The sequence below is a fragment of the Acidobacteriota bacterium genome (genome assembly GCA_018268895.1).
Classification (GTDB): Bacteria; Acidobacteriota; Terriglobia; order Terriglobales; family Acidobacteriaceae; genus Edaphobacter.
The window spans coordinates 108,010-120,857 of the sequence record JAFDVP010000012.1; the positions used below are offsets into that span (position 1 = coordinate 108,010).

Consider the following 12,848-nt stretch of genomic DNA (forward strand, 5'->3'; position numbering starts at 1 on the left):
GCTGCCCTATATCTGTCGGCCGTATCGCCAGATGTGGACTCATTCGAGCGAAGCTCGAACTGCGATACATTGAGTGCGAATGAACATTCCCCGTCATCTCTTCGCATTCCTTCTGCTCATCGGCCCAACGCTATCCGCCCAGGACAATCCCCCGCAGTCACCCCCAAAGGCCGCCGCGCAAAACCCTTCGCCGATGGCAGAGTCCTCTCGCGCCCACACCCGTCTGACGAAGATTGAAGTACCAGGCAAACGTACCGACCTCTCCAGCGGCACGCTCCTAATCCCAAATACGGCGCACCCCCGTCCCACCATGCCGCTCTACATCCACTTCCACGGCGCTCCCTGGGTCGCCGAGCAGAGCATCCACGCCGTCAATCCCCACGCCGCCATCATCACCTTCAACATCGGTGCAGGCTCCGGAGTCTACTCCCGCGCCTTCCACGACCCGGCCCGCTTCGAGCAACTCCTCCAAGAAGCCGCCAAAGCCATCGACCCCACCCATCCACCCGAGTTCAAACCCATCACCCTCTCCTCCTTCAGCGCAGGCTACGGCGCCATCCGCGAGATCCTCCGCAACCACGAAAACTGGAAGTCCGTCGACCGCGTCGTCCTCGTCGACAGCCTCCACACCGGCTACATCCCCGACGGCGCCCCCGGCCCGCTAGACCCCGCACCGCTCCAACCCTTCCTCGACTTCGCCCGCGAAGCCGTTGCCGGACACAAAACACTCGTGTACACGCATTCCGAAATCTTTCCCGGCACCTTCGCCAGCACTACCGAGACCGCCGACTACCTCATCACCACGCTCGCGCTCCACCAGCATCCCATCCTCAAGTGGGGGCCCGGCGGCATGCAGCAGCTAAGCGATATCCACGTCAAAGGCCTTCACATCCTCGGCTTCGCCGGAAACACTGCCCCCGACCACGTCGACCAGTTTCACGCCCTCGAGCATTGGTTACGCATGGCAAAGTAATCCCCGCAGTCCAGTAACTCTCGATACAACGTCGTCATTCCGAGCGAAAGACTTCGGTAGAACCTCGTCATTCTGAGCGAAGCAAAGAATCCCCGTATCTTGCTCGTGGCCGCATGGTTCTTGTTTCGGGAAATATCGCATCTGGACGAAAAATGGCCAAAGAACCGGATACAGCGAAAACCCGCATAAACACTGCACAATTTTGCATGTTCAATGTATCCACCTCAACACTTTGCATGCCCACAGACACGTAATCAGATGAAGGAGACCAGCACATAAAAACAGAAACGTAAAGGCACTACAAACGATGAAAATCGCTCTTCTCCTGGTAGCCGCGTGTCTCACCCCGGCAGTCTGTGTCGCAGACACACTTCCCTTCGGTCAGGCCAGCGCCTACAACGTCGTCGCGCTCGGCACCGTCGATAGCAACGGAAATACCGTCATCGCCGGAACCATCGCCACCAACGCCGACATCGGCGGACGCATCGCCGCCGCCGACCAGGTCTTGATCGGCACCACCATCGGCAGCGGCCTCAACGCCGATCCCTGGGGAGCGGCGGCAACCTACGGCATGGTCTCGACCAACGGCCTCGCCGCCGGACAGATCTTCAACATCAACGGCGGCGGCAACGTCTACGCTCCGGGAAGCAACGCCACCATCAACTTCAACGACGGCGGCATCCGCGTCACCAGTGGCTCCTCCGGCCTCGATTTCTCCACGCTTCGTTCGACGCTCCAGCTTCAGAGCGCAACGCTTGCCCTGCTCGCGCCCAACGGCGTCGTCGGCGCACCAACACCTCCCGGCGCAAATCCGTCGTGGCTCATCCTCGAAGGCACCAGCGCCACCCTCAACGTCTTCAACATCACGGCCGCCCAGTTCGCCGACGCCAACCACAACATCGACATCGTCGCCCCCGCGGGCTCGACGATCATCGTCAACGTCTCCGGCACAAATATCACGCTCGGAGCCGGCATCTACTACAACGGGGTCCAGGTCGCGGGCGACAACGCCGCCAACCAGAACATCCTCTTCAACTTCTCCGAGGCCCAGACCCTCGCCATCGACGCTCAGTTCAGCGCCTCCGCGCTGGCCCCCTACGCCCTCCTCACCGGGAACGGCCAGATGAGCGGCAACTTCATCGCCGCGCAGATCGGCCAGACCGGCGAGGTTCACAACGTCGAGTTCCGAGGCACCCTCCCCGACCCGCCCAGCGATCCACCCACCGTCCCAGAACCCGGAACCCTAGCCCTCGTAGGAACAGGAGCCCTCACACTCGCAATGCGCCTGCGCACCCGAACGAAAAAGTAAGCTGTGACAAGCCGAGGCGCCTCGACACACCCTCACACGAAGCGTTATTCCGAGCGCAGCGAGTCGAGGAATCCCTGCATTTCGCTCGTACCGCCACAACTGCTGGCACACCCACCGGCGCAATCCGGCAGAGACGACCAGCGCCGAAGGCGCGATCAATACCAGCCCAGGGCGAAGCCCTGGGTATTCGACCAAAAGATCCCTCAAGGGCCGAAGGCCCGGCCTATCTAACCGCCCAAAACGTTATCCACAACAAAACCTGTCAAGCCCCATCGCAACCTATCCATCACAAATCAATAGACTTACAAAGTGCCGATCCACCCCGCCCCGCGCGCTATAATAAAAACAGGCAAACAGATAAAGCCCCGGGACCTCTCGGGGCTTTTGTCGTTACCGGACGTCCTGTTCCGCATCCGTACCGCCAGCTAGGGCTATTTCACGATTGCTGTGATTCGCAAAATGTCGTCGTTCTGAGCCGTAGGCGAAGAATCCCCAATACGCAAGCTACCACTAAGTATTTTCTTTTGAATATTTTACAAATAAACCTTTTGTTTTGAAGATTTTGCGCAAATAAATACGGGGGGAGGGGGTACCGGCATGTCAATCCGTCAGCAGATCAGGCCCGTCCTCACCCTCGCTCTCCCACTCATCGCCGCCGAGCTTGGCTGGATGTCGATGGGCATCGTCGACACCGTCATGATCGGCCACATGGACCACGCGGCCATCAACATCGCCTCCGCCGCTCTCGGACAGGTGCTCTACAACACACTCGCCTTCGGCATCGCCGGTGTTCTGCTCTCGCTCGATACCTTCCTCTCGCAGTCGCACGGTGCGGGCCGTTACGACGAGGCCAACCGCTGGCTCTACCACGGCCTCCTGCTCGCCGCCGTTCTCGCCGCCGCGCTCTTCGGACTCATCGAGCTTGCGCCCGTCGTCATGCGAAAGATGCCCATCGACCCGCACGTCATGGACGGCGCCACCCGCTTCCTCCACGCCCTCAACTGGGGAACGCCGGCGCTCTTTCTCTACTTCACCCTGCGCCGCTACCTTCAGGCCTTCAACCACGTCCGCCCCATCGCCTTCGCGCTGGTCACGGCCAACCTCTGCAACGTCTTGTTCAACTGGATCCTTATCTACGGCCACTCCTGGGGACCGATTCATATCCCGGCCCTCGGCATCGTCGGCTCGGGACTTGCCACCTCCATCTCACGCGCCTACCTCGCCGTCTTCATCGCGACCGCGATCTGGCAGGTCGAGCGCAGACACAACTACGGCCTGCGCAGCACGCTGCGCCACATCGAAAGCTCGCGCCTCAGGCGCCTCACCATTCTCGGCGCGCCCGCAGGAGGACAGATCTTCGTCGAGATCTCCATCTTCGGTACCGTCACCTTTCTGATCGGGACCATGGGCGCGCTCCCACTCTCCGGCCACGAGATCGCGCTCAACTGCGCGAGCTTCACCTTCATGGTTCCCTTCGCCATCTCGGCCGCCGCCGCCGTGCGCGTCGGTCAGGCCATCGGACGCAACGCCCCGCGCGAAGCCGCCGCCGCCGGTTGGGCCGCAATCCTGTTCGGAGCGGGCTGCATGGCCGCGTTCTCCATTGTTCTCTCGGTCTTCGCGCATCCCATCGCGCGGGCCTTTACGCCCGACCGCAGCGTGATCGCCGCTGCCATTCCGCTGCTCTTCGTGGCCGCCGCCTTCCAGTTCTTCGACGGTCTACAGATCACTGCCACCGGAGCGCTGCGCGGAGCCGGAAACACGCACGCCGGAATGATCGTCCAGATCGTCGGCTACTGGATCATCGGTCTGCCCGTCGGCTACTGGCTCGGCTTCCGCAAGCACTACGGCGCCGTCGGACTATGGCTCGGCCTCTGCGCCGGTCTCATCGTCGCGGGCCTCTCGCTGACCGCAGTCTGGCGCCGGACAACAAGAAGGCTGAAATCCGTCACTCCTTCGACAGCCGGTACATGAACAACGCCATCCGTTTCGCCTGTCTCGGAATCGAATCGAGCTGCACCGTCTCGCCCTCTGCATGAGCACCGCCGCCAATCGCACCCGTGCCAACAAGCCCTGGAATGTACGGGGCAACGAACGCGATGTCGCCTGCCCCACGCAGCACCGGATCCATCTCCTCCATCGCGGGAAGCCCCAGCGACGCATTGACCTCGTTCAACTGCCGGACCAGCGCATGACCGGCCTCCGTCGGAGCCATGGCTGGATACCCTTCGCCAAACGTGATGACCGCGCCGGTGCGGGGAAGATGGTCCGCAACGATCGCGCGCATCTTCGCCTGCACGCGAGATGTCTGCTCGTTGTCCAGCGTCCGCATGTCGCCGGTCGCGATAGCAATTGGCGGGACCACGTTATTCTTCCCGGACGCCTCGCCGCCTGTGCCGTCGGCATTCGTCTTCGCCGTCGATCCGCCGAGAACCAGGCCCACGTTGTACGTCAGCCCCGGCTCCTTCAGTTCTTTGCGGAACGCATCAAGAATCCTCGCCATCTCATAGATCGCGCCGTCGCCGAGACGGTCTCCAAAAACCGCCGATGAGTGACCGCTCTTCCCTGCCGTCTCGATCCTCCAACTCCCGACGCTCCTTCGGCTGATGCTCTGCACGTCCTTGCCATCGATCCTTCCGCCCGACTCAAACTCAAGCGCGACGTCGCTCTTCTTCGCCGCCTCAATCATGTCCCTGCGCGAGACACTCAACGGAGAGCCGTGATGCTCCTCGTCGCCGCTCAGTACAATCCTGATCTCGGCGTTGTCCAGCGCGCCCGCGGCCTTCATCGCCCTGAGCGCGGTCAGCATCACGACCAGCCCGCCCTTCATGTCGTTTACGCCCGGCCCCATGGCCACGTTGCCATCTGTGCCCGGAACGATCGTGTACTTCTGAAAGCTGCTCGAGGGCTCGAAGACCGTGTCGAGATGTCCGATCAGCAGAATTCGCTTTCCGCACTTCGCTGCACCCGCTGGACAAGGGTGTTCAGCGACGAGATCGCCCGCGCGGCCAATCTGCGTCATCGACTCCCAGCGCGTCTTGAAGCCGAGTTCCTCGATCTGCGGCATCACAACGTCCCTCACGGCGACGACACCGGCGAGGTTCATCGTCCCACTGTTGATGTCGACCAGCTTCTCGAGCAGCGCAACCGCCGCCGGAGTCTCGGCGTCCACTGCCTTCACCATCGCGCTCTCCACCGCATTCGGCGCGGTCGTCTGCGCCGAAGCCGCCACGGACAACAACGCCGCTGCCAATAATGCACCGCGAAACATGTTCTTCATGATGGCGGGAGCATACCACGATCAGTTCGCAAGCTGATGCTCAGGGACATGGGCCTTCGAGCGCGTCGTCAGCGTGATCGCCGCCGCGAGAATCAGGCAGCCGCCGGCCCACGCCGTGGGGCCGAGATGTTCGCCCAGCACAAAGACGCCGAGCAGGCTGCCCATCAGCGGCTCCATGTTCAACAGCACTCCGGCCTGCGAGGCCGGGACCTGCGTCATCCCCCAGTTCCACAGCAGCGTCGTGGTCGCCGTGCACAGAACGCCGCTCGCGGCCAGCGCAAGCCACGCCTTCACGGAGACGTGCGCCACCGGCGGCAATCCATAGCGCGCAGGCACCCACACCAGCAGCATCGCCGTCCCAAGCAGAAGACCATAGGCGGTAACGACAATCGGCGAGTGGCGGTCCATCAGCTTCTTGTTCAGCAGGATCCAGAACAGGGCAATCGCAAGCGACAGCACGACCAGCAGGTCGCCCGCCAGCGACGGATCGCCCGCACCCGTCCCATGCCTGCCGAGAGCGATCAGCGCCGCACCCGTCGTCGATGCCGCCAGCGCCAGCCAGCCCGTCACGTCGAGCCGCTCGTGCGCAAAGAACGTCGCTCCCACAGCGAGGATTACCGGCATGGTGCCGACCATCAGCGCGGCATGAGACACGGTTGTCAGCGAAAGCCCGTAGAACTGGATCAGGAACTGCACCGGCACACCGAGGAACGCGGCGATCGCCAGCGTGCGCCACTCCTTCGCACTGAACCCCGGACGATGTGTTGCAATCAGTGGCACGAGCGCGGCCATCGCAAACAGGAAGCGGTAGAGGACCATGTGCGCGAAGCCCATCTCCGCCAGCGCAATCTTGCCGAAGAAGAAACCGCAGCCCCAGAAGGCGCTGGCAAGCGCACAGGCGAAGAAGCCCGCGGCGCGATGTTTGGAGGGAATCGGCATATCTTCACTGTCGCACATAAGAGAGCGGGCGCAGCCGAGTCCAAGGCTGCGCCCGCATACTACCTGTCCCGCGTGTCGACTACCAGACGCGGCAACTGTTGACCGGAACCATCGGCGCGCCCTTCTTGCAACTGAAGGCCGCGGCGAACCCGGGCTGATTGACGATCGCTCCGTTGGCACGGAAGTGATCGGGTGAGTGCGGATCGGTGAGCACCTGCTGGCGAATCACCTCGGGACGCGAATTCTCGCACCAGTTCTGCGCATAGGCGATATAGAAGCGCTGGTGCGCGTCGTAGCCGTCCACCTTGGCGCTGAGGTCGACCTTGTTGATCTTCGCGCGCTCAAGATAAGCAAGATACGCAAGCACCAGACCGCCGTTGTCGGCCGTATTTTCGCCGAGCGTCAGCTTGCCGTTCACCTTGACATCATCAACCGCGGTGAACGAACCGTACTCATTCACCAGGCAATCGGTACGCTGCTCAAACTTCTTCGCGTCCTCAGGCGTCCACCAGTCGCTCATGTTGCCCTTGGCGTCGAACTTGCGGCCTTCGTCGTCGAAGCCGTGGGTCAGTTCGTGACCAATGACGGCGCCGATGTGGCCGTAGTTCACAGCATCATCCTGCTTCGGATCGTAGAACGCAGGCTGAAGAATGCCCGCAGGGAAGTTGATGTCGTTCATGCTGGGATCGTAGTAGGCGTTCACAGTGGGCGGCGTCATACCCCACTCGCTGTGATCCACCGGCTGCCCAATCTTCGCAAGCTGGCGGTCGTTCTCAAATGCCGTTCCACGAAATTTGTTGCCGAGAGCGTCGTCGGCCTTCACTTCGAGCTTCGTATAGTCGCGCCACTTATCGGGATAGCCGATCTTGTTGGCGACGCCGTGCAGCTTCTCCTTCGCGCGCGCCTTGGTCGTAGCGGACATCCACTCGAGCTGATCGATGTCACGCCCCATAGCGCTCTCAATATCGTGGACCATCTCCAGCATCTTGGTCTTGCTGTCTCCGGCGAAGTATTGCGAGACGTAAACCTGGCCGAGCGCTTCTCCAAGCGCGCCGTTGACCGCATTCGAGCAGCGCTTCCAGCGCGCGCTCTGGTCCGGCTGTCCCGTAAGCTTACGGCCGTAGAAGTCGAAGTTCTCATCGTCGAAACGCTTCGGCAGACGGTTGGCCGAACCGGTCAACAGGTGATAACGCATGTACGCCTTCAGCGTCTCGATGTCAGTGTCATTGATCGCCCTCATCATCGCAGTGATGAACTCGGGGTTCGCATTGTTGATCTCCGAGATCTCGGGCGAGCTGATGGCCTTGCGAAACTGATTGAACGCGGGTGCAGGGATGCTCTGGTGGAAGGTCGCGATGGTTTGCAGGTGATACACCTTCTCAGGGTCGCGGCGGTCGGTCACCGGCATGGATGCCTTTGCCAGCGTCGTCTCAAAGGCCATAATGGCTGCCGCATCCTTCTGCGCCTGCTCTGCTGGAGTGCCCGCGAGCGTCAGCATCTTTGCGACATGGTCGACATACTGCTTGCGGATCGTCTCATCCTTCGCTCCCGTCCGCAGGTAGTAGTCGCGCTCGGGCAAACCGAGTCCAGCCTGGTCGACAAACGCGATCTGCTTGCTGGCGTCCTTGAAGTCCTGCTGCTCGCCGTAACCGAAGAAGACGTCGATGCCGTTGCGTTGCAGCTTGCCGACGAGCGTGGGCAGGTCGCGCGTCGAGCGGACGGCGTCGATCTCGTCGAACCAGGGCTTGAGGGGCGCAAGCCCCTTGGCCTCGATGGCGTCTGTATCCATGCAGCTCTTGTAGTAGTCGCCGATCTTCTGCTCGTTTGCGGTGCGGTCCGCGCCGCCCGCAGCCGCTTTGGCGAGGATCCCGTTCAATGACTGCGTATTGACGTTGTAGAGCGCGTAAAACTGATCGACCTCGGGCTGGTCGCCGGGGATAGGGTGGTTCGCGGCGAACTTGCCGCAGGCAAACTTGTAGAAGTCGTTGCAAGGATCGACCGAGGTGTCGATCGACGAGAGGTCGAAGCCGGGAATCGGCTTGTAGGTTTCAACCGGCTTCGCCGTACCCTGCGCGAAGGCCGCCCCACTCGCAAAAACCAAGGCCGTTCCAAGGCTGATGGCAGCCATGCGTCTCTGCGTCCGGCCATCCAATAACATTCGATTCTTCATTGAGTTCCTCGTCTTTTTCTTCGTGGATTGCGTCTACAGCGTACCGGGTTTCGTCCCGCACGGCTCTCCATTGGCGAGTGTTGAACGTCTGTGAAACAGTAGAACTCAACGCCAAGAGGGGAGTACGAACGGCCAATCATGCCGGTTCCAAGCATCATCCACGCTTATGCCCCGGTTCGCAAGCTGACCGGCGCGACGGCGCTTGGGCTTTCGCTGCTTTTTGTGACGAACTCCGCAGTGGCGAAGGGACCTGGCTCAACAACGAGCATTCCCCTGGAGCCGCTCGGCTTTCAGTTGCCGCAGACGCAGTTTCTGCTCGCCGGAAGCACCATGATGACGCTGGACTTCGTCGACGACCAGCACCTCCTGCTGACCTACAGCGCGAAGCGGCTTCTGAAGCGTCTGCCCGACTGTCCGCCCTCCGACCAGGACCGCGTGATCGACGCCGTGCTGATCGCGCTGCCTGAGGGAAAGGCCGTCGCTCACACATCGTGGCGCGTTCACGATCGCGGTCAATACCTGTGGAACCTGGGCCGCGGGAGGTTCATGCTGCGCAATCGCGACACGCTCACCACCATCGCCCCTGCAATGAACAATGCGAAGGGCAATGCCTTCCGGGAGAGCCCGTTCATCGAGACGAAGCGGCGGATTGACGGTGTTGTTCTCTCTCCCGACGCCGACCTGTTGGTCCTGGAGACGCTTGAACCGCTACCCCCCACCTCGGGACTGGAAGAAGCCGCCTCAGCTTCTCCCGCAACATCCTCCGGCTCCGATCCATCCCACGCCGACAAGCCTGTCCAGATCAACTTCTTCAAACTGCGACCCGCCAATAGCGACGAGGTCCAGATCACTCCCGGAGCAGCGGCGCGAGCGCGCACGCCCGGGCGAATTCCTGCGAATGCTGCCGGATATCTCTCTATCCTCGATCAGGGGCAGCAGCACTGGGCCTTTGACTTCAACGGCTACGACGGCACAAAAAAGGAGCTGGCCCCCTTCGACTCGACGTGCCGCCCCGTGCCGATGCTTGTCAGCCGCGGCGAGTTCATCGCCTTTGGCTGCCACCTCAGCCATACACCGCAGGTCATCGCCGGCTTCAACATGCGCGGCGAAGAGATGTGGGAGCAGAATATGACTGAGACCTATATCTCCCCCACCTTTGCCTTTGCGCCGGAGGCAGGCCGCTTCGCCTTCAGCCGCGTGATCACACACACATCGCTGGTGACCGATGAGACGATCATGCCGGAGCTTGTCGACTCGCAAAGCATCATCGTCTACCAGACCGAGAGCGGGCGGCAGATCCTTCAGGTCAAGGCGACCCCAGTAGCCCGTGCCGGTCAAAACTTCGCTCTCGCTCCAGATGGAATGAGCCTCGCCGTCATTCGGACCGATGCCATCGAGGTCTACACGTTGCCACCGCCTACCGGCAAGGAACGCGAGGCCATGAAGCTGGCCGAGGCTGCGACGCCAAAGGCTAAGGATGACGCTCCTATATCGTCGGCGATGTTTGTCGCCTCCCCAGCAGCGGCAACTGAATCCACGAACAGTATCGCCCCGGCAGAACCGAAGCCGCCTGCTGCGGTCGACTCTGCTGCGGGGTCATCGGCATCTCCTGCACCGACCTCTCCAGCAGAACCGGCGTCTACACCGGCCGTGAACTCTCAGGCGACTGCTACGCGCCCATCAGGAGAAACCGCGAAGTCCGACGACGACACATCCGATAAAGAGCAGAAGCCGCGCAAGCCACCAACCCTCTACAACGAGCCTGGTGAGCACGGCGCTACAGGCTCCTCCAAGCCAGCATCGCCACAGTAAAGCCACCAAAAACAGAAAAGCCAGCCTCGCGAAGGAAGCTGGCTTTCGGATGGTTCGCGCGCAATCGCGCTGGATTCTTAGGCGGCCTTCTTGGTGACAGCGGCCTTCACACGGGCGTTCAGGCGGCTCTTGTAGCGGCTGGCGGTGTTCTTGTGGAGGACGCCCTTCTGGACGCTCTTGTCGAGCACCGAGACGGTAGCGCTGTAGGCAGCGCCGAGGGTCTTGGCATCGCCCTTGGCGATCGCCTCGCGCAGGGAGCGCAGGGTTCCACGGAGCTTGCTCTTGTTGGCGCGATTGACCGCGGTCTTGGCCTCGGTCTGACGGGCGCGCTTCAGGGACGAAACATGATTTGCCATCTCAAAATCTCTCTTGTAACCCGGTTGTAGTCGGGGAATTTTCGGATGCAGACCTCAGGCTGGCCGGAAACACAGCCTGAACCATCCTCTGCAATCTCTAAGTCTACGGAAAACCGGGACTAAGGTCAATCAATGGGTAGAAATGGGGCTCTGCTGCCGCCACTCCAACCCATTACCCCTTTAGATTCATCTCGGGTGACAGAAGCCCTTGACTCGTTTCTTGTGCAGGTCTACTCTGTGCCCATCTTCGGCAAACGATTGGCAACTCTCGCCATCCCGGTCGGAACTCCCACAAACCTGAACCCTTCCCTGTGCCATGCCTTCACATGGCCGCAACCCAATCCCAGTACGGTGTGTCCAATACAACAGGAACCAACCCTGCTTTGCCTGACGGAGGTCAGACCCCAACTTGATTAGACAAGCCATCGAAATCACCCCCGGCATCGAACCTCTCTACGGAACCCACGACGAAAATCTACGCCTGCTTGAAAACGGGCTGCACGTCACGATCGATCTCCGGTCGGACGCGATCCACGTGACCGGAAACGCCGACAGCGTTGCCCGGGTGGAGCGCATCTTCGCGGACTTCGAGGCACTGCGTAAGGCGGGAGTGAACCTGCACAATGGGGAGCTCCACGGGATGCTGAAGATGGTGGTCGCCGATCCCTCGATGACCCTGCGGTCGCTTGTCGACTCAGGCAAGCAGCGATCGGCCGGTACAAAACGGATGGTGAACCCGCGCTCGCCCAACCAGCGCAAATATGTCGAGGCCATCGAGCAGAACGACATGACCTTCGGTATCGGCCCTGCCGGTACCGGCAAGACGTATCTCGCCGTAGCCATGGCAGTATCGGCTCTTCTGGCCAAAAAGGTCAGCAGGATTATTCTCGTTCGACCCGCCGTTGAAGCGGGCGAAAAACTTGGCTTCCTTCCCGGCTCGCTGCAGGAGAAGGTCGACCCCTACCTGCGCCCGTTGTACGACGCTCTGTACGATCTCGTCGACCCAATCAAGATCGACAAGATGCTGGAGACCAACGTCATCGAGGTCGCGCCGCTGGCCTTCATGCGCGGCCGCACCCTCAACGACGCCTTCATCATCATGGACGAGGCGCAGAACACGACGACCGAGCAGATGAAGATGTTCGTCACCCGTCTCGGCAACAATTCGAAGGCCGTGATCACCGGCGACCTGACGCAGACCGACCTTCCCAACCCGAAGAAGTCGGGCCTGCTGGAGGCCTTGCAGGTGCTCGACGGCGTCGAGGGCATTCGCTTCTGTCAATTTGAGGACGTCGATGTGGTGCGCCATCACCTGGTCCAGCGCATCGTTCGCGCCTACGACAGCTACGGACGCGCGCAGCAGGAGCTACCGCTCTCGATGGGCGATGCCATGCCCGAGCCGGTGATGACAAACGGCAAGAGCAATCCTGTCGGTAAACCTCAGTAACGACTGCGATACTATCGTCAGCAGGGGGCGTGAAACAGATGCGCTCCCGGCTGACGCCGGTACGATGATCACCATCGATCCTCCATCTGCTCTACCGAGCGAATCGTCGCTCACCAAATCGGGGCTGACGCGATTCTTCAACCGCGCCCGTGCCTCCGTTGGCCTTGCGGGCGAGATCGACGTGCTGCTCACAACAGATGCAGAGATCAAAAGGCTGAATCGCACCTTCCGTCACAAGGACAAGCCGACAGACGTTCTGAGCTTTCCCGCACCTGACGAAATCCTTAAGGAACACGCTGGCGATCTCGCCATCTCGCTCGAAACTGCGGCGAAACAGGCTGCCAGCTTCGGCCATTCGCTCGGCGAAGAGGTCCGCGTGCTGATGCTTCACGGCCTGTTGCATCTCTCGGGCATGGACCACGAGACAGACCGCGGCGAGATGGCCGCGCGTGAAGCCGAGCTGCGCATGGAGCTCAAGCTCCCGGCAACGCTGATCGAACGCGTCTCGCGCCCTGACGCGAAGACAGCGAGAGGACGCCGCGCTTGAGCCTCGCCTACTTCATCA

General features: G+C 61.4%; 10 protein-coding genes. 6 read left to right on the forward strand and 4 right to left on the reverse strand.

Annotated elements, in window-relative coordinates; all coding sequences use genetic code 11:
* The first annotated feature begins 79 nt into the window (after positions 1 to 79).
* From JSS95_14050 to JSS95_14060, 3 genes are all read left to right on the forward strand, one after another.
* Positions 80 to 973: a hypothetical protein gene (locus JSS95_14050; GenBank protein ID MBS1800934.1), complete on the forward strand. Its 894-nt coding sequence runs from the start codon at positions 80 to 82 to the stop codon at positions 971 to 973.
* A gap of 307 nt (positions 974 to 1,280) precedes the next feature.
* Positions 1,281 to 2,282 carry a choice-of-anchor A family protein gene (locus JSS95_14055; GenBank protein MBS1800935.1) on the forward strand — a complete coding sequence of 334 codons (1,002 nt, stop codon included), beginning with the start codon at positions 1,281 to 1,283 and terminating at the stop codon, positions 2,280 to 2,282.
* Between the two features lie 597 nt (positions 2,283 to 2,879).
* A complete protein-coding gene (locus JSS95_14060; GenBank protein MBS1800936.1) occupies positions 2,880 to 4,253 on the forward strand; it encodes an MATE family efflux transporter in 1,374 nt (457 codons plus the stop codon).
* On the opposite strand, the gene JSS95_14065 is transcribed toward JSS95_14060, so the two are convergent.
* The 3 genes from JSS95_14065 to JSS95_14075 form a co-directional block, all read right to left on the reverse strand.
* Positions 4,228 to 5,550 carry a M20/M25/M40 family metallo-hydrolase gene (locus JSS95_14065; GenBank protein MBS1800937.1) on the reverse strand — a complete coding sequence of 441 codons (1,323 nt, stop codon included), beginning with the start codon at positions 5,548 to 5,550 and terminating at the stop codon, positions 4,228 to 4,230. The two genes, JSS95_14060 and JSS95_14065, sit on opposite strands and share 26 nt — an antisense overlap.
* A 30-nt stretch (positions 5,551 to 5,580) precedes the next feature.
* Positions 5,581 to 6,498 (reverse strand): EamA family transporter, encoded by a 918-nt coding sequence (locus JSS95_14070; GenBank protein MBS1800938.1) that lies wholly within the window; start codon positions 6,496 to 6,498, stop codon positions 5,581 to 5,583.
* 79 nt (positions 6,499 to 6,577) lie between these two features.
* Positions 6,578 to 8,626, reverse strand: a complete 2,049-nt coding sequence (locus JSS95_14075) for a M13 family metallopeptidase (GenBank protein ID MBS1800939.1) — start codon at positions 8,624 to 8,626, stop codon at positions 6,578 to 6,580.
* 180 nt (positions 8,627 to 8,806) lie between these two features.
* Between JSS95_14075 and JSS95_14080 the strand changes: the two genes are divergently transcribed.
* The gene (locus JSS95_14080; protein MBS1800940.1) at positions 8,807 to 10,480 is read left to right on the forward strand and encodes a hypothetical protein; all 1,674 of its coding nucleotides are present in this window, start codon (positions 8,807 to 8,809) and stop codon (positions 10,478 to 10,480) included.
* 77 nt (positions 10,481 to 10,557) lie between these two features.
* Here the strand turns inward: JSS95_14080 and rpsT are convergent, their stop codons facing one another.
* Positions 10,558 to 10,836 (reverse strand): 30S ribosomal protein S20, encoded by a 279-nt coding sequence (rpsT, locus tag JSS95_14085; protein MBS1800941.1) that lies wholly within the window; start codon positions 10,834 to 10,836, stop codon positions 10,558 to 10,560.
* 409 nt (positions 10,837 to 11,245) lie between these two features.
* Here rpsT and JSS95_14090 point away from each other — a divergent pair, with 409 nt between their 5' ends.
* Together JSS95_14090 and ybeY are read left to right on the forward strand one after the other, a co-directional pair.
* Complete coding sequence (locus JSS95_14090; protein ID MBS1800942.1) at positions 11,246 to 12,283, forward strand: PhoH family protein; 1,038 nt, start codon at positions 11,246 to 11,248, stop codon at positions 12,281 to 12,283.
* A 64-nt stretch (positions 12,284 to 12,347) separates the two neighbouring features.
* Entirely contained in the window at positions 12,348 to 12,830 is a 483-nt protein-coding gene (ybeY, locus tag JSS95_14095; protein MBS1800943.1) for an rRNA maturation RNase YbeY, read from the forward strand.
* Positions 12,831 to 12,848: the final 18 nt, after the last annotated feature.